Raw genomic sequence first — 24,167 nt, 5'->3', positions numbered from 1 at the left:
GGATGGAGGTGACTCGCGGTGGACATTGATCTGCTTCAAACCTTCCAAAGAGTAGCGGCCCTGCAAAGCATCTCCAAGGCTGCGGATGATTTGTATTTGTCCGTATCCACGGTGACAGGGCGAATAAAGTCACTTGAAGAAGAGCTGAACGTCGAGCTGTTTCATCGCGCGGGCCGAAGGTTCGAGCTAAGCAAGGACGGGAAGCGTTTCTTGTCCTATGTCGACCGCTTTATCTCCATTCTGCAGGAAGGCAATCAGAAGGTGAAGCTGTCCAAGGAAGGGCGGACCGGTGAACTGAGCGTTGCGGTTACGCCGATCGTGGCCAGCTATGTATTACCCAGATTCATCCGCGAATTTCGCCTCAAATATCCTCAAATCGGGCTAAGAGTTGTAGCTTGCCCCAATTATCAGGTCATCGAAAAAGTGAACAATGGACAGGCGGAGCTAGGGATCATCTATGCCAACACGGCGGAGAAGGGGTTAAGCTTTCATCCATGGTATGAAGACGAATGGATGTTTGTTGCCCCGGATCGTTCACTTCTCCAAGGCAAGCCTGTCACTGCCACCGATCTCAGGCACGTCCCTTTGTTGGCCTATGGCAAGGGCCACCCGGAGTGGGATGCTGTTCTGCGTTGGTATCAACTAGAGGGAATCAGACCGAAGGTTATCATGGAACTCGTGCATATGGAAACGTTGAAACAATTGATGAAGGAATTTCGGGCGGTTGCTTTTCTCCCGCGCGTTTCTGTGATGGAAGAAATCGCAGATGGAACGTTCGCCCAGGTGCCGATCAGTCCTGGCCTCAGCGCGCGTTCAGAAATTTCGTTTGCATACCGAAACAACCAGCAGCTTTCTGTTACCGCGCATACTTTTTTTGAATTTGCGGCTCATTATGCCGACAATCTGCTTCCTTAAGGGGTAGAACTATGGATATGCTGCAATTGGAAACCTTCGTCAATTTAGTGCAGCAAGGCAATTTTAGCCGGACAGCGGAGGACATGGGCGTCTCTCAGCCGACGGTGACGATCCGGATGAAGGCGCTCGAGGATGAGCTGGGACTGCCGCTTATATTACGGATGGGCAATACGTTGAAGCTGACCCCGGCCGGCCAGACATTTTATGAACATATTGAACGTTCGCTGCGCGTGCTGAAGGAAGGGGTCGAGCAGTGTACAGGACGGCGTTCCGCGGAGACCATTCGGTTATCCTGTGCCGGAACGCCCAATTTGTGTGCCTATGTTGTGCCGAAGCTGCTCGGCAAGGTATACCGCGAACATCCGGACTGGGAGATGTGCCTGTCCACGGCACGTTCCTGGGAAGTGACGGAGATGGTATTGGATGAGGTGTGCCATATCGGGTTCATTAACGGACTTTTCAAGCACCCTGACGTGGTTACGTATGCTTTGTTCAAGGATCCTTTTTATCTTATGGCCCATCCCAGCCACCATTTGTGCCAGCGGGAAATGATCACGCTGTTCGATCTGAGGGAGGAGCTCCTGTTTACGTACAAATTGGAGTCCAACATGTCTTATATGATAAAAAACCTGTTTCGAGACATTAAGATGCGAACGGACTTGATGATGGAGCTAAGCGATTCCTACACGATGAAACGGATGATTATGGAGGGAAACGGTATCGGGTTTATGCCATGGAGCGCAGCGGAGCAGGAGGTGGCCTTTGGCCGGCTGGCTGTGCTGCCCTTAGAGCTGCCTGTGCCGCTCATGCGTGAAGTAAATGTGATCGCGCTGCGAAAAAATGTGCAACTCAAGCAAGTGTCGGATTTTCTAAATCTTCTATTTTAGGCCATGTCCCTGATTAACGGATTTTTTAATAGCGAGTTAAAAGAACGGCTATGCAACGAAGTTTCCGATTGTTTTATAGTGAGAACAGGGGCGGAGTAACGGTTATCTGCAGAGGTTCGCTCTTAAAGACTCACGATAAGGGGGAGGAAGAGATGCTGAAAACCACCTGGTTTGGGCCTACCACGACGTTAGAGCCAAAACCGCTGATTGATTTCAAATGGTTTATTATCGGCGTGACGATTTTCATTGTATCGTATCTGGGCATCGTGCCGCTCGCCTTTCTGATCTGGCAAAGTTTTTCGACGCCGCAGACAATGACGCAAGCCGCGGAATTTACTGCAAACAACTATGTAAGGGCTTACACCGATCCGCAAACATTAGTCTTGTTCTATAACTCCTTCATCTTTGCAGCAGGCACAAGCGCATTTTCACTCGTACTCGGAACGCTTCTTGCATGGATGAATGAACGGACGAATACGCCTTTCAAATCTTTGTTTTACGCACTCGCGATTATTCCGCTCATCATTCCCAGCATCCTGTTTACCGTTGCGTGGATTTTCCTGGCAAGCCCTGAGATCGGCATCTTCAACCTGGCATTGCAGAGGCTGTTCAACACAGATTATGTATTTTTTAATATCTACTCACTGGGCGGCATGATCTGGGTGGAGGGGCTCCACTACTCGCCTATGGCATTTCTGCTCATGACCGCCGCGTTCCGTTCCATGGATCCGTCGCTTGAAGAATCGGCGATGATGAGCGGAGCAAGCATTCGGCATATCGTATTTAAAATTACGATGAAGCTGGCCTGGCCGGCGCTGTTCGCCGCCGTTCTTATCATGTTCGTGCGGTCGATCGAATCCTTCGAGGTACCGGCGCTGCTCGGCATGCCGGCCGGGATTCAAGTGTTCACTTCGGCGATCTACAATGCGATCAAGCGATATCCCAGCGATATTGGCCTGGCAGGATCCTACGCGGTGACCTTGCTTATCATCACGAGTATCGGCGTGTTTTTCCAATCCAAGATCTCCAGCTCAGGCAGCAAATACTCTACGATGACGGGCAAAGGATACCGCCCGCGTGCGATGGATCTGGGCAAATGGCGTTATCTGACCGCAGGCATCTTCATTGTATACTTCCTGTTGATCGTTATAATTCCATTCTTAGTGCTCGTATGGTCGTCTTTGCAGCGTTTCTACAGCGTTCCATCGGTACAGGCGTTCAAGACCATCTCCTTTGAGAATTACAGTTATGTTCTGCAGTACCCATCCTTCTTGCGTTCGGTTTCCAACAGCGTGCTTTTATCGATTGGAAGCGCAACCACGATCATGCTGCTGACTGCAGTCATCTGCTGGATTGTCGTTAAAACGCGTATTCGCGGCCGCTGGATGCTGGACAATATCGCATCCCTGCCGATGGTATTCCCTGGTATCGTGCTCGGGGTATCGATCATGATTCTGTACTTGCAGTTCGACATTGGCGTGTACGGTACGCTCTGGATTTTGTTCATTGCGTATTTGACGCGGTTCATGCCATATGGCCTGCGGTACAATACGACCTCGATGATGCAGATTCACAAAGAGCTGGAGGAATCGGCGGCGATGAGCGGCGCCACGTGGGGAACAACCTTCCGCCGGATCATTCTGCCTTTGATGAAATCCGGCTTCGTAGCAGGTTGGATCTATGTTGTCATCGTGTCCATCCGCGAACTGTCCAGTTCCATTCTGCTCTATAGTCCAGGGTCTGAGGTCATTTCCATCGTCATCTGGGAGCTGTGGGAGAACGGTCAATATACGAAGCTAAGCGCACTCGGCGTGATGTTCATAATTGCACTGTTCATTCTGGTTATCGGCATGCAGCTGTTCACGAAACGAATCGGCGTCAAAGAATCTTAATTCTACGGGGGTGTTACGGATGTTAAATGTACGAGCGCTGTACAAGGAATTTCCGAACGATCAAGGCGAGACGGTCAAAGCGGCCCAAGACATTACGCTCGAGGTTCCGGAAGGCAAGTTGTTTACGATGCTTGGCCCGAGCGGCTGCGGCAAGACGACGACGCTTCGTTCGATCGCTGGATTGGAGCGTCCGACAAGCGGTGAGATTACAGTAGACGGCAAACTGATGTATTCGTCGGAGAAGAAAGTTTTCGTCCAGCCCAATCGCAGGGACATCGGTATGGTATTTCAGTCCTACGCGATCTGGCCGCATATGGATGTGTTCAAAAACACCGCGTTCCCGCTGGAAGTAGGCAAGAAAAAATTATCCAAAAAGCAAATTGAAGAAAAGGTGCTCCGCGCGCTTCACGTCGTCGCGCTTGACGGCTTGGAATCCAGAGAAGCGACCAAGCTGAGCGGCGGGCAGCAGCAGCGCCTTGCGCTTGCCCGGGCGCTTGTTATGGAGCCGAAGCTGCTGCTTCTTGACGAACCGTTAAGCAATCTCGATGCCAAGCTGCGCGAGCGGATGCGCTTTGAGTTGAAGCGGTTGCAGCGCGATCTCGGTATTACATCCATCTACGTAACGCATGACCAGAGCGAGGCGCTGGCGCTATCTAATCAGATCGCGGTCATGAATGCGGGCCGCATCATCCAGATCGGCACACCGCGTGAGATTTATGAAAAACCGGGCAGCCAGTTCGTTGCGGATTTCATCGGTTCGACCAATTTCGTAGAAGGTGTTGTGGAATCGGTTGTTGGTGAAGGGTATATTCTGGCCAAGACGAAGATCGGCTTGATCAAAGCCTACTCGGCGCAAGAGCCTGTTCCGGGCAGCAAAGTCGTCATATCGATCCGTCCGGAAAATATCCACGTGTCACACGAGCGTCCAACCGACGGGAATGTGGCGGAAGGACAGATTGATACGCGCATCTTCCTGGGTGAATATGTAGACCTGCAGCTGAAGGTGGGCGAGAGCTTGCTGCAAGCGCGTACGCATCCATCGCTGCGTTATCCGGCAGGCACCCAGGTGTATCTGGGCATGGATCCGGAGAAATGCATCGCCCTGCTGGATGCAAAATCGCCTCCGGCAGAAAAGATTGTTGTATCCAAGGCCGTTTCTTAAATGACTTTAACCATGACGAAAGGGGTTTAAAAACATGCGAAGGACAGCAAAACGCACGTCGGTAGTTTCCATGTTGATGGCTATTATTCTGATGATGTCCATATTAGCGGCTTGTGGCAATGGAGGCAATGCAGAACCGGCATCATCAGCCTCGTCCGGCACAGAGACAAAAACGGACACGGCCAATGGGGCGGCGGCAGGGCCAGCCTTCCCGACCGATATCGATGGCCTTGTCGCTTACGAGGGAGACGACCGCAAAGAGAAATTAATCGAAGCGGCAAAAAAGGAAGGCAACCTCAGCCTTTATACTTCGATGGCATTAGAGGATATGGAAAAGGTAGCTGCAAAGTTTGAAGAGATGTATGGCATCAAAGTGCAAATCTGGCGTGCAGGCTCGGAAAACGTACTTCAGCGCATCGTCACAGAAGCGCAAGCAGGCCGCTTTGACTACGATGTTGTAGAGACAAATGGTCCAGAGCTCGAGGCGCTGCACCGGGAGCAGCTGCTCATACCGGTGAAGTCACCCTATTTATCGGACTTAATCCCGGAAGCCATTACGCCGCATGGCGGATGGACAGCGACACGGCTTAATATTTTCGTGCAGGCTTACAACACGAGCAAGCTGAAGAAAGAAGACATCCCTACCACCTGGGAAGGACTGCTCGATCCCAAATTCAAAGGCCTTATCGCGGTGGAAGCTGAGGACATCGACTGGTTCGCAGGCGTCATTAAAGAGCTCGGCGAAGAAGAGGGAACGAAGTTCTTCCGTGATCTGGTGGCGACAAACGGAATATCCCTGCGCAAAGGCCACACCTTGTTAACCGAATTGGTCGCTTCAGGAGAGGTGCCTTACGCATTAACAGTCTACAACTACAAAGCCGAGCAGTTGAAGAACGACGGCGCGCCGCTCGATTGGTATGCGATTGAGCCGGCCATTGCCCGTGCTAACGGGGTAGGGGTAGCGAAAAATCCGAAAAATCCGGCAGCTGCAGTATTGTTCTATGATTTCATGATCAATGAGGCACAGGCGTTCCTCGCGGAAATCGACTTCGTGCCGACGAGCAACAAGGTGGATTCATCGTTGAATGATATGGACATCCGCTTTGTGGACGCAGGTATCATCCTGGATGAATTCGACAAGTGGGAAGCGCTCTGGCAAGAAATTATCATGGAGAAGAAATAAGAAGGGGGCAGATCATATGGCATTAGATGCAAGGGTATCCGAGGATTTAGCCAAAAAGTTCGCAACGGAGAAAGAGTCCGCTTATTCTAAATGGGTGAAAAATGAAGGATTGGAGATCATCAGCGGCCACTACATTCCAAACCTGCACACAGTGGAGTTGAAGCCATGGGCACGCAGAGGCGGAGCAGGCGTCTATATTAACCACGAGGCTTCACGCCACTCCAACGATTGTTATGTATGCGAGATTCCCTTGGGAGGGAAGCTGGCGCCGCAGCGCCAGCTCTATGAAGAAATGATCTATGTGCTCGATGGAAGAGGCTCTACGACCGTATGGAATGATGAAGGTAAGCGCATTACGTTTGAATGGCAGGCAGGTTCGTTGTTTGCGATTCCGCTGAACACTTGGCATCAGCATTTTAATGGATCGGGCCAAGAGGCTGCCAGATTTCTTGCAGTGACGAATTCACCGATCGTGATCAATTTGTACGACGACGATAATTTTATTTTTAACACGGCTTACGACTTTAAGAACCGCTTTAATGGGGATCCGGATTATTTCAGTAATGAAGGCGTACAGAAGGGGCTGCTGCTGGAAACGAACTTTGTGGCCGATGCGATCAACATTCCGCTGATCCACGCCAAAGAACGCGGAGCAGGGGGCGGTCATATTCGTTTCAATATGGCAAAGGGCTCGATGAACAGCCATATTTCACAGTTTCCGGTTGCGACGTACAAGAAATGCCATCGTCATGGCCCTGGTGCGCACGTTATTATTCTAAGCGGGGAAGGGTACAGCTTGATGGGACTGGATCCTGACAATATGCATCGGTACGACTGGCGGGAGGGCAGCATGATTGTGCCGCCGAATCTGTGGTATCACCAGCACTTCAATACCGGCAATGCACCGGCTCGCTATTTGGCGCTTAAGTATGAGGGAACATCGATCCGTAATGAGCAGGGCGTGCCGAAAGCGTGGATCAGCCAGCGCGTTGGCGGCGACCAGATCGATTATGCCGATGAGCATCAAAGTATCCGGGATATGTTCAGGGATGAATTGGCCAAGATCGGACTGGAGCCTGAAATGGAAAAAGCTTACGATTCAGAGCTGGCGGATCTGCCGCCGAAGCCGTAATTATCCCAATATCCAGAACGCCGAAACACCGCGGCCAGCGGCTGTTCGGCGTTCTTTAAAGTAAAGGAGCTGAAGCGATTGCGCCTCTTTTATCACGATGGCCCGTATGGGCATGTGCATGATGATGAAGATCACGACCATGATCTGGATAATAACATGTTATGGATCTCCGACCACATTGAATTAAACACCGTAGGGATTGATATCGGCTCCGCCGGAACCCAGCTCATCTTCTCCAAGCTGCAGTTGGCCCGCAGAGGGGAGGATCTGTCCAGCCGGTATGTTGTCGTCGGCAGAGGCTCTTTTTATCGCTCGCCGGTATCCTTCACGCCTTATTCAGACAACAGCCGCATCGACCATGAGGAAATTGCCCGGATTGTCGATGATGCATACAAGCAGGCTGATATGAACGCGGAGGCTGTTCATACGGGGGCGGTCATTTTAACCGGAGAAGCAATCCGCAGGGAGAATGCACAAGCGATCGGAGATGCGCTTGCGGAGAAGGTGGGCAATTTCGTCTGCGCTACGGCCGGACATAATATGGAAGCCCAGCTTGCAGCCTTCGGTTCGGGAGCGGCAAGGCGATCCTATGATAAGAATGAGCGGATTCTGAACATCGATATGGGCGGCGGCACGACAAAGCTGGCAGTTGTGGAGAAGGGGAAGGTGACGCAAACGGCAGCAATCTATATCGGCGGACGGCTTGTTGTCACGGATGAAGAGGGTGTCATCGTCCGTCTGGATCCGGGCGGTGCGAGCATCGCCGAGCGGGCAGGATATAGGCTTCAGCTGGGCGATCGCGTGACGCCGGACCAACTGCAGGCGATGGGGGATTGGATGGCACAGGCGGTTGTCGATTGTATTGCTCAGCGGCCGTTGTCGGACAGATGCCGGGATCTCTACTTAACACCGGAGCTGCAGGATCTGGGGCGCATCGACGGCGTGATGTTCTCGGGCGGAGTTGCGGAGTTTATCTATGAACGTGAAGAAAGGGATTTTGGCGATCTGGGACTGTATCTGGGTCAGGCTTTTCATAAATTGTTTGACAACTCCCGTTTTCCCTGGGAAGTGCTGCCGGCGGGAGAATGCATGCGCGCAACGGTTGTCGGTGCCTCCGAATATACGGTACAGATCAGCGGCAACACGAATTATATTTCCGACCACTCGCTGCTCCCCAAGAAGAATGTACAGGTATTAAAGCCCGAATTCGAGTTGGAGGGCGAGATTAATCCGGAGGAACTTGCGGAATCGATTCGCTTCCACCTGAAATCATTCGGCATTCAGGAAGGCAAGGCCGATATTGCGCTCGCCTTTCATTGGAAGGGGACTCCAGAATACGGAAGAGTACGCGCGCTGGCTGAAGGCATCGTGGACGGCTTGCAGCGTACGATTGCCGGCGGCCGTCCGCTCTTGATCGTGCTCGATGGCGATCTGGCCCGTACGGTCGGCAGTATACTGCACGAGGAGCTGAAGCTTTCTAATCCGATTGTGTCGATCGACGGCATTATGCTGCAGGATTTCGATTTTATCGATATCGGCCAGCAGCTCGAGCCTTCGATGACGGTCCCGGTAACGGTGAAATCACTTTTATTCCGGATGTAAGCAGACATTGACTTGGAGGAGGGCTGGTGATCCCATTGAGCGATGAATCGTTAAAGCAGCAGTTGGCAGATGCGATCTTAATGCTGGAGCAGGCAGGAATATTCGATTGTAACGGCCATTTTAGCATGCGCGTCCCGGACTCGGATTATATCTGGATCAATTCCGGGGCGTCGATTAGAAGCGCTTTAACGGTGAGTGATATTGTTATGATCGATCTGGAGGGCAAGCTGATGGAAGGGAGTGCCCCTCCGCCGATGGAATGCCATTTGCACACAGAAATTTATAAAAAGCGGCACGATGTCGGGGCTATCGCGCACCCCCATCCCAAATGGTCCACTTTATTTACAATTGCAGGTGTGCCGATTGAGATCGTCATGAATCAGGCGGCCGTACTCGGGGAAATTCAATATTTTCCGACTTCGCTCTCCGTTAATACGCCTGAGATGGGGAATCGGGTGGCCAATACGCTGGGCGCTCACCGGATTGCGCTGCTGCGATCCCATGGCGCAGTCATTGCGGCGGAAGGGATCATGGAAACGTTCGCGCTTGCTTGTTACTTGGAGGACAATGCCGAGCGCCAATACTTAGCTTCCCAGCTAGGAGCAGTGAACCCGCTCACCGCAGAGGAGCGGGAGACGATGGCAGGTCATCTTTGGAAGCCCAATCTGCTCCGAAAAGTATGGGACTATGAATATGCCAAGCTGAAGCGTTCCGTATAAAAGAACAAATGGCTTATATGCAAAGATGTATGATCGTATCTTAGAGATAAACGGGAGAGGAGACGGTGATATGATGACGCAGACGCTGATGAACAATTATTTGGACCAAAGAGTTGTTGCTATTCTGGGGTACAATGAGGACGGCCAAGATCAAGCGAGGAGATTGCGCAGCAGAGGGATTGATGTTGTGATTGGCTTGAGAGAAGGTGATCCATTTTGGTCCGCAGCGGAGAAGGACGGCTTTCCCGTCAGCAACCTGTTGAAGGCTGTGGATCAGGCGGATGTCATCCAGGTGTGGTATTAAAGGATCGGAACTTCTGGAATAAGGGGATACGCCCATGGAGAAAGAGGCCGAGATTCGAGAGCAGCGATCGTTAAAGGAAGTATGGATGATCACGATTGGGCATGGATTAACCCATTGGTATCCTGCCACATTTTATTTGCTATTGCCGATTATCGGGAAAGAGCTGGGACTGACGTACACGCAGATCGGATTCATCATTTCCTGCCAGTATATCGCCAGCTCGATCTCCAATGTCCCCAGCGGGATGTTAGTTGATATGGTCGGCCGGAAATCGCTGCTGCTGGCGACATCGTTGTTTTGGGTAGGGTTCCCCTATCTCTTGATGAGTTTTACGCAAAATTATTGGTTCTTGCTCGTTTGTGTCGCACTGGTCGGTATTGGAAATAATCTATGGCATCCGACGGCTATTCCTACATTGGCGCAGCGGTTTCCAGATCGCAAAGGCTTCGTCCTGTCTATCCATTCGGTAGGTGCGAACGTCGGCGATGCATTGGCGCCGCTTGCGATCGGCTCGATTCTCGCGGTGCTTGATTGGAGGCAGGTTGTTGCTTTTAATGTTGTACCCGGCGTTTTTATTGCCTTAGCGATTCTCTTTTTTCTGCGAAATCTGTACGTGGTAAAGAAGGATAAGAAGGAAGCGGATACCGGAACCGGAAAAGCGGCAGATACGACCAAAGCTAAAGAAGGCATGAGCTTTAAAGAATACTTTAGCGGTCTGAAGTCGCTGCTGAAAAACCGGAATCTGCTTATTATTTCAAGCAGCTCCGGCTTTCGCTCGATGACGCAGAACGCGCTGAATACATTTTTGCCGCTCTATTTGTTCTATGAGCTGATGTTTTCGGAAGCGATGCTTGGAGTCGCCTTATTCGTCCTGCAGCTTGCCGGCTTGATCGCTGCGCCGATATCCGGGACGCTATCGGATCGTTTGGGTAGAAAGCGAATTATTATGGCCAGTATGCTCATGACGGCAGCGGTCCTGGTCGTCATGGCCGCAGCGCCGAATTCCAAGTTTTTCGTCGTGTTTATTGCGGTGCTCGGTTTTTTCCTGTACGCGATTCGCCCTGTCATGCAGGCGTGGCTTATGGACTCTACACCTAAGAAAATGGCCGGAACAAGCATCGGATTGTTGTTCGGCGTACAAGCGATGTTCAGCGCATTGGCCCCGACCGCGGCCGGCCTGGTTGCGGATCGTTTCGGATTGTTCTCGACATTTTACTTTGTTGCCGCAACGATCGTTATTGCCAATTTCCTCATTTTCTTTATGCCGAATCAGACAACGAACAAAAAGGATGCGGCCCCTTCAGCCTCAGGCTAATTAACGATAAGGATCTTTACGAGAGCTAATTGAAAAAAAATGCCGCATGGCGGAACGAAGCCCTTAATATAGTTGCTTATTTCTGCTAGAGTGAAAAAAGGACTTCGTATTGAAATCGCTATGATTCTGACGTAAAGGGGAAGCACAATAACTATGGATCAACGAAAACCGCGCTTTCAGCTCATTGGGGGACATCAACACGCCCATCATGATCACGACCACCATCATGACCACCATCAAGAAGGCCACACACATCACGATCATGACCATAATCACCACCATGACGGTCATGCACATAACGACCATGACCACGATCATCACCATCACCATGATCACCAGCATCACGAACATCACCACGGTCATGATCAAGAACATCATCACGAACATCACCACGGTCATGATCAAGAACATCATCATGATCATGACCACCATCATGACCATCATCATGACCATGGCGATGAATACGGGCACGAGTACGACATGTACCCTAAAGAATTCGTTAGGCTATATCAATCACCGCATTTCGAAGGACACATCATCGATGTGCGGGAGGAATGGGAATTCCATAAAGTAAAGCTTTTAGGAAGCGTTTCCATACCGCTAAGGCATTTGCCTGAACGGTTGGATTCCCTTCGCCCGTCGGAAATGTACTATATAATCTGTTCACAAGGGATACGTTCGAGCTTTGCTGCAGAATATTTGCTTGAGAGCGGTTATACAGACTTGCGTGTCATCCAAACCGGAATCTTCGGTTTGTGTGAATATGTAGAGCATGAATTTGGAACAGTGCCCTGGATTATTAAGGAATAAGGGCTTGAACGATACCGATAGCCAGAGCACCCAGGACAATCCATATGGGCTCGAAGCTTCTCCAACCGACAGCAATGGCTGCGGCTGAAGTGGCTTCGGGTCCTTTTTATCATTTTTTCGTTCCAGCCCAAGGAAAACAAGCTTCCAAGCAAAGGATGATGAATCGGCAAGCGGACAGGATCAGGAAATAAAGATTTCCCTCCATAACGGATGAGTTTTAGCAAAAACCGTGATATGATGAAGCTACAATCGAAAGTTAGTAAAAGCAGCATTAATCCAAAGAGACGGAGGGTTGGTGTGAATGTCCTTCCTGAGCAGTATCGTTAATCGGATCGATAATATGCTGTTGCGGAAGAAGCTGATTATCTCGTTTTTTGTCGTTGTCGTTATTCCGCTGGCCATTGCGGGCGCTATATTCACCTATACGCTGTACAATAGTGCGGTTACCCGCGCCATTGAACAAACCGAGAACAATGTCGACAAGATTCTCAAACGCACGACGGACTTGCTTAACGTTCCGATTGTCATCTCGCATAAAGTGCAGCTGGACCAGGAACTGAAGCAGCTGGTTACGACACGGTACGAATCGGCTTGGGATAATGTGAAAGCGTATACATCTTACAATGAGTTTACGGATAACGAGCGTCTGTACGACGAGATAAACTCGATCCGCGTGTACTCCAATAATCCGACCGTGCTGGATCGCTGGGGCCTGCTGCAATCCGATGCTTCCGTACGCAATACGGCTTGGCACCGCGAAGCGCTCGAGAACAACGGGCTGATCGGCTGGGATCTGGTTGTGGATGAGCTGAACAAAAACAGCAGGACGCTGAGCCTTACGCGAAAAATATCCTACGGCAAGAAAGAGCCGATCTACGGCGTGCTGGTGGTCAATCTGAAGCAGGAAGCGCTTGACAACATTATCAGCCAAGAGCAATATGAAACGCTCATTATCAGCGACAATGATAAGATTGTAGCTGCCAAGGATACCGCTCTCATCGGCCGGAACATCGGCGGGGCGGGACTCGACCCTGAGCATTTCCGCGCGATGACGAGCGGGTTTGTCGGAAGAACGTCCTTTGACGTGGTGATCAACGGCGAGCATATGAAAGCGATCGTCGACCGGTTTCTTCCGGATACCAGCGCTTCAGGCATAACGGTCGTCGCCATGGTTCCGTACGAAACGATTCTTAGAGATGTGAAGAAAACCGGATTATTGGCAATAGCGATCATGATCGGAAGCTTGCTGTTATCCTCTGTGCTCATCTATTTTTTCTCCCTGAAGCTGAGCTCGCGCATCCGTAAATTATGTATGGAGATCAAAACCGTCTCCCTTGGAAATCTCGATGTCACATCCACGATTCAAGGCCGGGATGAATTCGGCCAGCTGGCTTCTCATTTTAATCACATGGTGCAAAGCATTAAAAATCTGGTCCAGAAGGTTTCGGAAACAAACTCGCAGAAGCATCAGCTGATGCTAAAGCAGAAAGAAATGAAATTCAAAATGCTGGCTAATCAAATCAATCCTCATTTTTTGTTCAATACGCTGGAGACGATCCGCATGAAGGCGCATGTGGCGGGGCAGCAGGAAATCTCCACGGCCGTTCAGCAGCTGGGGATGCTGATGCGGAGAAGCTTGAACATCAAGTCCGATAATATCCCGCTGAAGGATGAGTTGGATTTCGTCGTGGATTATTTGGAGATTCAGCGGTTTCGTTACGGCGACCGGCTGCAGTACGCCATTGAAGTGGAGAACCTGGCGTTATACAAGCTGCCGATCCCGCCTTTTACCATTCAGCCGATTATCGAAAACGCCGTAATTCACGGCCTCGAGTGCAAGGAGGAGCAAGGCTTTATACAGCTTAAGGTAAGCTTTGCGGGAGCGGGGGCGCTGATTACGGTGCAGGACAACGGCCTGGGAATCAGCAGGGAAAGGCTTGAAGAGATACAGGCGCTGTTCGATCAGGAGGAGAATACGACCAGTTCCAGCATTGGCCTTTGCAATGTCCATCAACGCATAGCGCTGCGTTACGGTGTGGAATACGGACTTCGTATCGAAAGTGAAATGGATAAGGGAACCAAGGTTGAAATCTATTTGCCCCGAGAGGATGAGGAAGTTGTACAAAGTGCTTCTAGTCGATGATGAGCAGGCGATTCTTGCCGGTTTGCGGACGATCGTGGATTGGTCAAAGTACGGCTTTGAGGTGACTGCAGAGGCTGCAAACGGCAGGGAAGGCGTGAAAAAGGCCAAGGAATGCCAGCCCGATCTGATCATGGCGGATGTGCGGATGCCCGGGTTGAACGGGCTGGATATGATCAGCGAGGTAAGATCGTTTTTGCCGCATGCTTCATATGTTCTGCTGACGGGGTATTCCGATTTTACGTATGCGAAGCAGGCGATTGAACTGGGGGTTTCCAATTACTTGCTCAAGCCGATCGACACACAGGAGCTGGAGGAGGCGCTTGCGGGCATTCATCAGAAAAGAAAGCAGCAGCAGGCCCGACAGCTGCTTCAGGAGGCAAACGATGCTCCGGAGGAGCAGCTGCTCGCCCGGCTGCTGGCCCCAAGCACAGACTCCGAATTAGCGGAACTGCTGCTGGATAAATTGGAGATGCCCTGGGACAGCTATCAGATTGTATTGGCAAATCGGCAGGAGGAGCAGGGGGATAGCCGGGATGAGAAGGAGCGTGCCCGTGATGAGCTGGCGTTGTATGTGAAGGCCAACAGACTGGGCATCGGATTTGAACGGGAAGGCTTTATCGGCATCGCGCTAAATAATGTCCAGATGAATAACGACGGACACAGCCAGTGGCTGCTCGACCTGTTCCGCCGGCATCGCATGCTTGTTTCAGCCGGTCCGGCTGTATCGGATTACAGGGAGCTCCGGCATTCCTACGAGGAAGCGAGAAGGCTGCTCAAGAACCCGTTCTATTATTCGGATGACGAAAGCCCGATCATGGGTGTTCCGCAGCAGTTCTGTTCACCCCTGCCGAAGGGGGCGGAATCGGACGAAACGGACCGTGATGAGCTGGATCAAATCAGGCAGAAGATTCTCTCGTATATCGAAGCCGGCAATATGAAGCCCGCCATCGAATGGCTGGACCGAAGCGCCTGGAGGATGTATCGCGAGCGTATGGAGGAAGCGCGTATTAAATCCTGGTACGCCGAACTGGTCAAAGAGGCCAAGCAGTTGGACGCAAACGCAAGCAATGACCAGCCTTCAAAGCTTGGCGTTGATCCGGCGGACATCTATAAGCATCCGAGCTTCAGGGGCATACACAGGCGGGTGAAGTCGGGCTTAAGCGCACTGTGCCAAAGCCGGCTTTCAAATCAGGAACAGGCGCTTCCCCGGTTGCTGGATTATATCCACCGCCACTATAACGAACCGCTTCGGCTGGAAACGCTGGCGGAGCTGTTCCATTATAACAGCTCGTATCTCGGAAAAATGTTCAAGAAGCAGACCGGGGAGAGCTTCAACTGCTATCTGGATAAGGTGCGGATCGGCTATGCCAAGCAGTTACTCAAGCAGGGGCAGAAGGTGCATCAGGTGGCCAAGGATGTGGGCTATCCCAATCCGGATTATTTCCATGCGAAGTTCAAAAGGTATGTCGGGCAGTCTCCTTCCACTTACCGGAGCTCGGGCTCGAAGTAGATTTAACAGGTGCGGGCATTGATGCCCGCACCTCTTTTTTTAGCATGAAAAATAGGTCTAGTTGTGTTGGTAGCCGAACATTTCCACCCATGATACGATTTAAACATCCTTAAAAAAGGCATAAGGAGGGGCGGCTCAAAGATGCAGCTACAATTGAAAGCGGAAACAATTGAAAGAAAGAAGCGGAACAGCTGGAGAAAAATCGTTCAGCAGCGATACCTGTTATTGATGTCACTGCCGTTTGTCGTCTGGTTGTTTATATTCCATTATCTCCCCTTGTGGGGCTGGACGATGGCCTTTCAGCGATACCGGCCGGGAAGATCGTTTTTTGAACAGGACTGGGTCGGCTTCACAAACTTTGTTCAATTGTTTTCTGATGAACGGTTCTACCTGGTGCTTAGAAATACGGTCGCGATGAGCTTCATGGCGCTTATTGTCGGCTATACAGTACCGATTATTTTCGCCTTGCTGCTAAATGAAATCCGGTTGATCACGTTCAAGCGCACGATGCAGACCATCTCGTATCTGCCGCACTTTGTATCCTGGGTTATTGTCGCCGGGATCGTTACTAAGATGCTTTCCACCGAGGGCGGGCCCATCAACGAATTATTGATGGCGCTGAATATTATTGATCAGCCCATCCAGTTTATGGCCAAAGGGGAATGGTTCTGGTGGATTGTTACGCTGTCCGATATGTGGAAGGAGACCGGGTGGAACTCCATTATCTTCCTTGCTGCAATCGCCGGCATTGATCCGGAGCAGTATGAAGCCGCAACCGTTGACGGCGCCGGCAGATTCCGCCGGATGTGGCATGTGACACTGCCGGGCATCCGGCCGACGATTTTCATCATGCTGATTCTTTCCATCGGCTGGCTGATGAGCATCGGCTTTGAGAAACAGTTTCTGCTCGGCAATCCGATGGTTCAGGACTACGCGGAGGTTATTGATCTCTATGTACTGAATTACGGGATCAATCTTGGCCGTTACTCGTACGGTACCGCGATCGGCATATTCAATTCGCTTGTCAGCATCACCCTGCTGCTGTCATCGAACTACATTTTCAAGCGTCTGACGAAAGAAAGTGTCATTTAATTTAGGACAAGGAGGGGAATCCATTGCCTGTTGGAGTAGGAAAAGGCGTTTCGGACCGGATTTTTGATGTGTTTCTCTATACGTTCATGATCTTGGTCGGCATTGTGACCTTATACCCGTTCCTTAACGTGCTTGCGATTTCATTCAACAATTCGACGGATACCATTCGGGGCGGCATCCATATTTGGCCGAGAATGTTCACACTGGACAATTACCGCACCATCTTCCAATATGACCTGCTGCTGACAGCGTTCGGAAATTCCGTGCTGCGGACTATATTAGGCACGGCGATCGGCGTATTCAGCTCCTCAATGCTCGCCTATGTAATCAGCCGCAGAGATTTTATCTACAGGCGTCAGGTTTCCATTCTGTTTGCGATTACGCTCTATGTATCCGGCGGATTGATTCCGTTCTACATGCTGATGCGGGATATGAACCTGCTGGGCACCTTCGCCATCTATATCCTCCCGGGCATCATCAATGCGTGGAACGTATTCGTTATCCGCTCCTATATGGACGGCCTGCCGCCCAGCTTGCAGGAGTCGGCGAGGATTGACGGGGCAAATGATCTGCGGATTTTCTGGAGTGTCATCCTGCCGCTCTGCAAGCCCGTTCTCGCTACAATCGCGCTGTTTATCGCCGTCGGGCAATGGAATGCCTGGTTCGATACGTATTTGTTCAACTCCTCCAAGGAGCATTTGACGACGCTGCAATATGAGATGATGAAAATTTTGAGCAATACCTCGGCCTCGCAATCTGCGGACGCGTTCCGAAGCGGGGATGTGGATGCGGCGACACGCGTCTCGCCGGAGTCGATTCGAATGGCCATCACGATTGTCGCCACCGTACCGATCCTGATTGTCTACCCGTTTATGCAGCGTTATTTTGTGAGAGGGCTTACACTTGGCGCAGTAAAGAGCTGATGCTGGTATTAACAGGCGGGCCCGTCTTGCCTGTCAATGCATAAAAGAACAAGGAGGATGAAGGAAATGAGGGGTTATGCAAGGTTACTGGCTGTTATTCTGGCATGTGTGTTGATTATTGCAGGCTGCAGCTCCAACAATAACGGCAACAACGCAGGGAATGCCCAGCCTAGCGGCAATGCGGCAAATGCACCCGGCGACACGGACGGAAAAGGCACAGGCGGAGAGACCGGGGAGAGAGATCTTTCACCGATTACCTTCACCATGTTCAGCGCGGATTTAAATCCGAATTATGAGAATATGCAGAGCCCTGTGGGGCAGGAAATTACGAAGCGTACCGGCGTCACCTTAAACATTGAATACCCGGTCGGCGATATTAAGCAGAAAATTTCGCTGATGGCGGCGAGCGGTGACTATCCGGATCTTATTTTCGCCAAGGGCGACCAGAACATCCTTGTGGATGCTGGAGCGTTCATAGACCTGACGGATCTCATCGAAGAGCATGGCCCTAACCTGAAAAAGCTCTACGGTCCTTACCTGAAACGGCTTCGCTACAGCAAGGACGATCCTTCCATCTATTTTGTCGGCAGCTTTGGCGTCGATGCGCAGCAGTGGCAGCCGAATAACGGCTTTCAGTTGCAGCATGCGGCAGTAAAAGAAGCGGGCTACCCTTCCATCAAGACGCTTCAGGACTATGAGAAGGTAATTAAGGATTATATCGAGAAAAATCCGACGATTGACGGACAGCCAGCCATCGGTTTATCGTTGATCGCAGACGACTGGAGGTACCTCATCTCGGTCACCAATCCGGCCGTATTTGCCACCGGAGGCCCGGATGACGGCGAATGGTATGTTGATCCGCAGACACACAAGGCCGCGCTTCACCATACCAGACCGGAAGAAAAGGAATATTTCCGCTGGTTGAATCATATGAACGACATCGGCTTGCTGGACAAAGAAAGCTTCATTCAGAAATATGACCAATACCAGGCTAAAATCTCTTCCGGCCGGGTAGTCGGTCTGATCGACGCCAAATGGCAGTACGAGCAAGCGGAACTGGCGCTGCGCCAGGAAGGCAAGCTGGACCGTATGTACGGCATGTATCCGGTCACGATGAATGAGAATGTCAAATACGCGGATTTCCAGAGCGCGGGATATTCAGCCGGCTGGGGAATCGGTATCTCCAGCACCGCCAAGGATCCTGTAAGGGCCATTCAATTCCTGGACTGGCTGGCGTCGGAGGAAGCGCAAATATTGAATAACTGGGGCATTGAAGGCGTCCACTACACGATCCATGACGGCAAGCGAGTGATCTCCGACGAGGAGATGAACAAACGCACGACAGACCCCGAATACGGGAAGAAGACAGGGATTGGCGTTTACACCTACCCGTTTCCGCAATACGGTGACGGCGTATTGGATTCGACTGGCCAAACCTACACCATTAACTCCAAGGAGCAAATCGCTAAGAACTACACCGATGTAGAAAAAGAGGTATTGTCGAAATACGGCGCCCAAATGTGGATGGACCTGTATCCTGCCGCCGATGAGTTCCCGGTTAAACCGTGGGGGGCCGCATGGCAAATCAATATCCCGCAAGAAACGGATGCGGCCGTTCAAATGCAGCGCATCTCCGATATTATTAAGAAGCGCATACCTGAGGCGATTCTTGCCAAGCCGGATCAGTTCGACGCGGTATGGGATTCGTTCATGAGCGATATCCAGCGGGAAGGCCTGGATCAGCTTACGGAAGAGTTCAACGGACTGCTGCAGGAGAGACTCGAGCTTTGGAATGATTAATAGAAGGAAAATCTATAGGGCCCCTCGCAAGAGGGGCTTCAGTCTGTTTCGTCAAGCAGAATGGTTGCCGGTGCGGCCTGGCTTTGCTAGAGATATTTCCCCCAGGTGACCTACGGGGGCAAAACCTATTACGGTATCCAGGCCCACACCTCCCAAACGGGCTGGGAACCGCCGAACGTGCCCGCATTGTGGGGATTGCAGTGAACGAGTTTAAGATGAGCAGCCGAGCTTGCCTCGGCTGTTTTTTCTTTGTTTTATTTTTCATCGAAACGTGACCTCATATGGTTCTGTAATTGGATCCGATTTCCCCGCGAATATTAGTGTTGACGGACAAGTTTCCTTCGGTGTAAAATGTTTCCCAAGGTAAACAAATATGTGCTTATCCAATTACTTCGGGTAAATGAGACATCGATCGAAGGTTCGCATACCGCTAATTCAAGAGGAGAAGAAATAATGACAGAAAATCTGTTGTTCGCATTTGGATTGACGTTGATGGCCGGTCTGGCTACGGGGATCGGAAGTCTGGTGGCGTTCTTTGCATCTACAACGAATACGAAGTTCCTCGCATTGACGCTTGGTTTTTCTGCAGGTGTTATGATCTATGTATCGATGATTGAGATATTTGTGAAAGCGCAGGATGCGCTTGTAGCTGCAGCGGGAAATCAGATGGGTAACTGGATTACCGTTGGCGCCTTCTTCGGAGGGATGATTCTTATTGCAATGATCGACAAATTTGTGCCGAAGCAGGGTAATCCCCATGAGGGAAAGAAAGTCGAAGATATGCAGCGTTCGGATACGGCGGTCAGAAATGCGAATTTGCTGAAGATGGGGAAATTTACGGCGCTGGCTATTGCGATTCACAACTTTCCGGAAGGGATCGCGACCTTCACCTCTGCTCTGCAGGATCCCGCGCTTGGCATCGCTATTGCCGTTGCGGTAGCGATTCATAATATCCCTGAAGGCATTGCTGTATCCGTACCGGTCTATTACGCAACCGGTGATAAGAAGAAAGCTTTTAAGCTCTCTTTTCTGTCCGGTCTATCCGAGCCGATCGGCGCACTTGCGGCATTCCTTGTTCTGATGCCGTTTCTGAACGATTTCACGTTTGGAATTATCTTTGCCGCTGTTGCCGGCATTATGGTGTTCATCTCGCTGGATGGATTACTGCCCGCTGCCAAGAAATATGACGAGGGACATCTGTCTATTTACGGCTTAATCAGCGGTATGGGCGTAATGGCGATTAGCTTGTTGTTGTTTATTTAGAGACTATTTATCCATCCGTGCAGCTAAAGCGCGGGAGGGAAGAGGCAGGCCGAAACAAGGCCGGGCCTCTTTTTTTTGCGCGATTCCATTCTTTAGAGATTGACAAATGCCTCTTCTGGCATTAAATTGAATATACATGCATATAATTGTATAAATATTCGAATGAGGTGAACAAAGTGAACCATTTGCTGTCCTTAAAAGAGTTAAACACGGATCTTATGTACTCCATTATTCATAGAGGCATTGAAATTAAGAAATATCCGGAGAAGTTTTATCAGGAATGCGAGAGAAAAGGCCTTTTGCTGCTGTTTCAGAAAACCTCGACAAGAACCAACCTGTCCTTCCAGTCCGGGATTAATCAGATGGGCGGTTATGCGGTTATGATGGACTGGAGTTCAAGCAACTTCAGCATTTCGCCCATTCAATATGAGGCGCAGTATGCCTCAAGAAACTGCGATCTCATCGTGGCAAGATTAAAGAAGCATTCCGATCTGATTGAATTAGCCAAGCATTCGAAAGTCCCGGTGATCAATGGGTGCGACGATAAATATCATCCGTGCCAGGCTTTGTCCGACTTCATGACCATTTATGAGGTTGCAGGGACATTTTCCGGCGTAACGCTTACCTATGTGGGGGTGCATAACAATGTCGCCAATTCATTGGTTGCTGGGTGTATCAAGCTCGGCATTAAGCTGCTATTGGTCACGCCGATCGTAAATGACGCCGCATGGGATGAAGAGCTGATGCAGGCCGCCTACCAAAGCGGATATGTGGAGAACGTGACTGACCTGTCTGAAGCGGTGTCGAGGTCTGATTTTGTTTATACCGATACATGGGTGGACATGGAGTTATTCCAATCGGCCGACTACGAAGAGAAAAAGAACAGTAGAATTCAGCAGATGCTGCCCTACCAGCTGAATAAAGCAAATCTCGGCGGGCATTCTCCGTATATCATGCATCCTATGCCCATTCATCCGGGCCTAGAGATCGAGGAAGAGCTGATCGAATCGGAAAAGTCGATCATTTATCAGCAGGCTGAAAATCGCATGCATACCCAAAAGTCGCTGCTGATCTATATGCTCAACAGAAGATAATTAGCAGGCATTAACAGGCTCAAGCTTACATGGCTTGGGCTTTTTGCTGCTTTGGAAATTCGTCATGATGTTTGGCTATATGCATGTGGTTTCATTCCTCAGCCTAGCAGGGCAATACCTCATATGCCCAGTTTGCTGGGGCGATCCCATCTTGGTAAACACGCAGAAGATGCAGGAAAATGTTGTTCACGAAAAACATTGTAAAGATAAACATCGTCTATTACGTAAAATAGTTGGTGTAGGTGGTGTTAACTTGTACATCGTAAGGTATCTTATTTTATGGCTCGCTTTCATTATTTTATTCAGTGCAGGGGCATTGGGATTAGAATGGTTAGAAGGTTACAAAATAACTACGACAGAATATTATGGCCTTCGTAATATAGGTTTTATTTTTATCATATTGATGTTCCTTACGGCGTCTGTCTTGTATCCTTTGGTTTTGTTGCCGTTATCCATTGTTATTGGCAGAATCGTGACCGTTTCATGGCTTCGTGTGCTGCTCTATTTTTGCTTGGGTGGAATAGGCGGGAGATTGATATTCCATTTGTTGTACGATGACCGTTTTATTCGGGAATATGACTTGAACATGGTCAGCTCTATTCTGATTTTCGGGACTATTGGTGTCATTTATGCCCTGCTGGATCATGATCTCCGACGCCGGCAGTCGCTGTTTGTTAAACAATCCTTGAAACCGAAGTGAGCTGCTATAACTTGACTGATACGTCTGGCATCGGAGGATCCTTTCCAGTATTGTTTTCTCTATGAAGACATGGTCCTCATTAGGATAAGGAATGACCGGGGGCTTCATGGATCAGTTCGCCTTTTGAGATTGTCTCCATCACGGATAACGTTGGAAAGTATTTTAACCCACCCTCGGTAAAACAGTATGCAATCAAGTTAAACAATCTTCTCCGGCCGCTTCCGGTCCCGGAACTGACTTGGCGTTAGCCCGCTGTATTTCTTGAATACAAGGCAGAAATACCGCTGATCGTCGTAGCCGACTTCCTCGGCGATTTTGTTGATTTTCAATACGCTGCCCGACAGCAAGGTTTTAGCCCTTTCCATTTTTGTTTCGGTGATGTAGTCCGAGAGCGTAACCCCGGTCTTTTTCTTGAAGAAGCTGCTAATATACGAAGGATTAAAGTTAATGACTTTAGCGATGTCCGCTGCGGAGATGGCCTGGCTTATATGTTCATGGATGTATTCTTTGATTTGGCTGATAATCTTGTCCTTATAGTCCTTCATTCTGTCGTTGAGGAAATCGACCATATTCTCTAAGCATTCAAAGGTAATTTCGCCCATCATGCGCGCACTTTTCACCTCATTGAGCTGTTTAATGCTGGCATAATTGTGCTGATACAGTTCCTCCGGCGGAATGCTGTACAGCTGCTTGAAATAATTGGTCGCATAATTAATGATTTCGGTGCAATGGTAGATCAGGACATCAGGCCGGACCCTGTCGGTTAGCGCTTTGTCGATAAAAGCATGAAGACAGGCTTTCGTTCGTTGTAATCCGTCGTTTCCCGTTAAAGCGTCAATGATTGCTGGATAATCAATATCCATCTTCTGATGGTTCGAGTAATTAACATCGCGGATGGACGAGATGCGCTCATCTGCAAATACCGCATAATCATAAGCATGTTTGCTCTGCATGTAGGATATATGAATATCGCTGGCCTCGGGTTTGCTTGCTCCGATCCCCCACTTGATGTCGATATTCAGTTTGTCCTTGAGCTCCTGGGTGACCAGAAGCAGTGTCTGGGAGACCAGGCTGGAGTCGCTCAGACCGGTGAACAGGAGAATGATTTCGCTCTGGTTATAAATCTGGTGTACCGTATATTGCTCCGATAAGACGGCGTCATTGATCATACTGTCCAGCACGTTCATATAATCCGGCAATGCTTCGATGCTGGTCGTCGCCACGAAAAAATGCTCGTAGTCGCATGCCTCGGAAAATTGCCCGTATATCAGCGCTTCGGAGAGCATCTTCTCGGTTTTTAACCGATGGATATCGCCGCTGGATAGCTGCTTGGACTCTCCGCACCGGGTCACCGCAATCCGGACGGCATCGAGCAGCTCGTCGATCTCAACGGGTTTGGTCAGATAATAGACGGTGCCGTGCTTCATGGCTTCTCTGGCATAGCTAAAATCGCTATAGCCGCTGCACACAATAAAGATCGTATCGGGCTTGATCTCTTTGACGCTTTCGATTAATTCCAGACCGTTCATACCGGGCATGCGGATATCGACAATCGCAATATCGATGTCGTGCTCCATTATTTCTTTACAGGCCGTCTTCCCGTTCGTGGCGGAGCCCGCAAGCTTGATGCCATGCTCCTCCCAGTCAACAATCGATGTTAACGTATCAATCACCAATTTCTCGTCATCGGCAAGATATAAATTAAACATGGGTCCACCTCA

Annotated in this window: 20 protein-coding genes and 1 pseudogene; 20 read left to right on the top strand and 1 reads right to left on the bottom strand. The window is 50.2% G+C overall.

Features of this window, described 5'->3' with window-relative positions; all coding sequences use genetic code 11:
* Positions 1 to 18 precede the first annotated feature (18 nt).
* The 20 genes and pseudogenes from IEW11_RS08830 to IEW11_RS08740 all read left to right on the top strand — a co-directional run bounded on the left by IEW11_RS08830 (position 19) and on the right by IEW11_RS08740 (position 22,446).
* Positions 19 to 915 (top strand): LysR family transcriptional regulator, encoded by an 897-nt coding sequence (locus IEW11_RS08830; protein WP_188530702.1) that lies wholly within the window; start codon positions 19 to 21, stop codon positions 913 to 915.
* A gap of 11 nt (positions 916 to 926) precedes the next feature.
* On the top strand, positions 927 to 1,802 hold the full coding sequence (locus IEW11_RS08825) for a LysR family transcriptional regulator (RefSeq protein ID WP_188530701.1): 876 nt from the start codon (positions 927 to 929) through the stop codon (positions 1,800 to 1,802).
* A 152-nt stretch (positions 1,803 to 1,954) separates the two neighbouring features.
* Positions 1,955 to 3,694: an ABC transporter permease gene (locus IEW11_RS08820; protein ID WP_188530700.1), complete on the top strand. Its 1,740-nt coding sequence runs from the start codon at positions 1,955 to 1,957 to the stop codon at positions 3,692 to 3,694.
* A 19-nt stretch (positions 3,695 to 3,713) separates the two neighbouring features.
* Positions 3,714 to 4,856 (top strand): ABC transporter ATP-binding protein, encoded by a 1,143-nt coding sequence (locus tag IEW11_RS08815; protein ID WP_188530699.1) that lies wholly within the window; start codon positions 3,714 to 3,716, stop codon positions 4,854 to 4,856.
* Between the two features lie 34 nt (positions 4,857 to 4,890).
* Positions 4,891 to 6,039 carry an ABC transporter substrate-binding protein gene (locus IEW11_RS08810; protein ID WP_229725071.1) on the top strand — a complete coding sequence of 383 codons (1,149 nt, stop codon included), beginning with the start codon at positions 4,891 to 4,893 and terminating at the stop codon, positions 6,037 to 6,039.
* A 16-nt stretch (positions 6,040 to 6,055) separates the two neighbouring features.
* Positions 6,056 to 7,171, top strand: a complete 1,116-nt coding sequence (locus tag IEW11_RS08805; protein ID WP_188530698.1) for a cupin domain-containing protein — start codon at positions 6,056 to 6,058, stop codon at positions 7,169 to 7,171.
* Between the two features lie 78 nt (positions 7,172 to 7,249).
* Positions 7,250 to 8,773: an ethanolamine ammonia-lyase reactivating factor EutA gene (locus tag IEW11_RS08800; RefSeq protein ID WP_229725070.1), complete on the top strand. Its 1,524-nt coding sequence runs from the start codon at positions 7,250 to 7,252 to the stop codon at positions 8,771 to 8,773.
* A gap of 26 nt (positions 8,774 to 8,799) precedes the next feature.
* Positions 8,800 to 9,492 (top strand): class II aldolase/adducin family protein, encoded by a 693-nt coding sequence (locus IEW11_RS08795; RefSeq protein WP_229725068.1) that lies wholly within the window; start codon positions 8,800 to 8,802, stop codon positions 9,490 to 9,492.
* A 70-nt stretch (positions 9,493 to 9,562) separates the two neighbouring features.
* On the top strand, positions 9,563 to 9,796 hold the full coding sequence (locus IEW11_RS08790; RefSeq protein ID WP_188530697.1) for a ketol-acid reductoisomerase: 234 nt from the start codon (positions 9,563 to 9,565) through the stop codon (positions 9,794 to 9,796).
* 34 nt (positions 9,797 to 9,830) lie between these two features.
* Positions 9,831 to 11,111, top strand: coding sequence for an MFS transporter (locus tag IEW11_RS08785; protein ID WP_229725066.1), 1,281 nt, complete (start codon positions 9,831 to 9,833; stop codon positions 11,109 to 11,111).
* Between the two features lie 153 nt (positions 11,112 to 11,264).
* Positions 11,265 to 11,921, top strand: a complete 657-nt coding sequence (locus IEW11_RS08780; protein WP_188530696.1) for a rhodanese-like domain-containing protein — start codon at positions 11,265 to 11,267, stop codon at positions 11,919 to 11,921.
* Positions 11,922 to 12,222: 301 nt separating this feature from the next.
* Positions 12,223 to 14,064, top strand: a complete 1,842-nt coding sequence (locus tag IEW11_RS08775) for a cache domain-containing sensor histidine kinase (RefSeq protein ID WP_188530695.1) — start codon at positions 12,223 to 12,225, stop codon at positions 14,062 to 14,064.
* The gene (locus IEW11_RS08770; RefSeq protein ID WP_229725109.1) at positions 14,048 to 15,574 is read left to right on the top strand and encodes a response regulator transcription factor; all 1,527 of its coding nucleotides are present in this window, start codon (positions 14,048 to 14,050) and stop codon (positions 15,572 to 15,574) included. Before IEW11_RS08775 ends, IEW11_RS08770 begins: the two co-directional genes overlap by 17 nt.
* Positions 15,575 to 15,715: 141 nt before the next feature.
* Positions 15,716 to 16,666: an ABC transporter permease gene (locus IEW11_RS08765; RefSeq protein WP_188530693.1), complete on the top strand. Its 951-nt coding sequence runs from the start codon at positions 15,716 to 15,718 to the stop codon at positions 16,664 to 16,666.
* An 86-nt stretch (positions 16,667 to 16,752) separates the two neighbouring features.
* Positions 16,753 to 17,589, top strand: coding sequence for a carbohydrate ABC transporter permease (locus tag IEW11_RS08760; protein WP_188530896.1), 837 nt, complete (start codon positions 16,753 to 16,755; stop codon positions 17,587 to 17,589).
* Positions 17,590 to 17,655: 66 nt separating this feature from the next.
* Positions 17,656 to 19,389, top strand: coding sequence for an ABC transporter substrate-binding protein (locus IEW11_RS08755; protein WP_373289315.1), 1,734 nt, complete (start codon positions 17,656 to 17,658; stop codon positions 19,387 to 19,389).
* Positions 19,390 to 19,494: 105 nt separating this feature from the next.
* A pseudogene (locus IEW11_RS25320) lies at positions 19,495 to 19,581 on the top strand (carbohydrate-binding protein); the annotation flags it as partial.
* A gap of 261 nt (positions 19,582 to 19,842) precedes the next feature.
* Positions 19,843 to 20,652, top strand: a complete 810-nt coding sequence (zupT, locus tag IEW11_RS08750; RefSeq protein ID WP_188530691.1) for a zinc transporter ZupT — start codon at positions 19,843 to 19,845, stop codon at positions 20,650 to 20,652.
* A gap of 176 nt (positions 20,653 to 20,828) precedes the next feature.
* Positions 20,829 to 21,746: a Rossmann-fold NAD(P)-binding domain-containing protein gene (locus IEW11_RS08745; RefSeq protein ID WP_188530690.1), complete on the top strand. Its 918-nt coding sequence runs from the start codon at positions 20,829 to 20,831 to the stop codon at positions 21,744 to 21,746.
* Positions 21,747 to 21,810: 64 nt separating this feature from the next.
* The gene (locus IEW11_RS08740) at positions 21,811 to 22,446 is read left to right on the top strand and encodes a hypothetical protein (RefSeq protein ID WP_188530689.1); all 636 of its coding nucleotides are present in this window, start codon (positions 21,811 to 21,813) and stop codon (positions 22,444 to 22,446) included.
* A 197-nt stretch (positions 22,447 to 22,643) separates the two neighbouring features.
* On the opposite strand, the gene IEW11_RS08735 is transcribed toward IEW11_RS08740, so the two are convergent.
* Complete coding sequence (locus tag IEW11_RS08735) at positions 22,644 to 24,155, bottom strand: response regulator (RefSeq protein ID WP_188530688.1); 1,512 nt, start codon at positions 24,153 to 24,155, stop codon at positions 22,644 to 22,646.
* Positions 24,156 to 24,167 lie beyond the last annotated feature (12 nt).

The sequence above is a fragment of the Paenibacillus abyssi genome (assembly GCF_014640295.1).
GTDB classification, from domain to species: Bacteria; Bacillota; Bacilli; order Paenibacillales; family Paenibacillaceae; genus Paenibacillus_D; species Paenibacillus_D abyssi.
The sequence above is the reverse complement of the archived record's forward strand: the minus strand, read 5'-3'. Positions and strand labels throughout refer to the sequence as shown.

Excerpts from the sequence above, each read along its gene's own strand:
- IEW11_RS08780 (WP_188530696.1), top strand. The coding sequence starts at position 11,265 with ATGGATCAACGAAAACCGCGCTTTCAGCTCATTGGGGGACATCAACAC.
- IEW11_RS08825 (WP_188530701.1), top strand. The coding sequence starts at position 927 with ATGGATATGCTGCAATTGGAAACCTTCGTCAATTTAGTGCAGCAAGGC.
- IEW11_RS08740 (WP_188530689.1), top strand. The coding sequence starts at position 21,811 with ATGATGTTTGGCTATATGCATGTGGTTTCATTCCTCAGCCTAGCAGGG.
- IEW11_RS08790 (WP_188530697.1), top strand. The coding sequence starts at position 9,563 with ATGATGACGCAGACGCTGATGAACAATTATTTGGACCAAAGAGTTGTT.
- IEW11_RS08760 (WP_188530896.1), top strand. The coding sequence starts at position 16,753 with ATGATCTTGGTCGGCATTGTGACCTTATACCCGTTCCTTAACGTGCTT.
- zupT (WP_188530691.1), top strand. The coding sequence starts at position 19,843 with ATGACAGAAAATCTGTTGTTCGCATTTGGATTGACGTTGATGGCCGGT.
- IEW11_RS08735 (WP_188530688.1), bottom strand. The coding sequence starts at position 24,155 with ATGTTTAATTTATATCTTGCCGATGACGAGAAATTGGTGATTGATACG.
- IEW11_RS08775 (WP_188530695.1), top strand. The coding sequence starts at position 12,223 with ATGTCCTTCCTGAGCAGTATCGTTAATCGGATCGATAATATGCTGTTG.
- IEW11_RS08815 (WP_188530699.1), top strand. The coding sequence starts at position 3,714 with ATGTTAAATGTACGAGCGCTGTACAAGGAATTTCCGAACGATCAAGGC.
- IEW11_RS08805 (WP_188530698.1), top strand. The coding sequence starts at position 6,056 with ATGGCATTAGATGCAAGGGTATCCGAGGATTTAGCCAAAAAGTTCGCA.
- IEW11_RS08810 (WP_229725071.1), top strand. The coding sequence starts at position 4,891 with ATGCGAAGGACAGCAAAACGCACGTCGGTAGTTTCCATGTTGATGGCT.
- IEW11_RS08765 (WP_188530693.1), top strand. The coding sequence starts at position 15,716 with ATGCAGCTACAATTGAAAGCGGAAACAATTGAAAGAAAGAAGCGGAAC.
- IEW11_RS08755 (WP_373289315.1), top strand. The coding sequence starts at position 17,656 with ATGAGGGGTTATGCAAGGTTACTGGCTGTTATTCTGGCATGTGTGTTG.
- IEW11_RS08820 (WP_188530700.1), top strand. The coding sequence starts at position 1,955 with ATGCTGAAAACCACCTGGTTTGGGCCTACCACGACGTTAGAGCCAAAA.
- IEW11_RS08785 (WP_229725066.1), top strand. The coding sequence starts at position 9,831 with ATGGAGAAAGAGGCCGAGATTCGAGAGCAGCGATCGTTAAAGGAAGTA.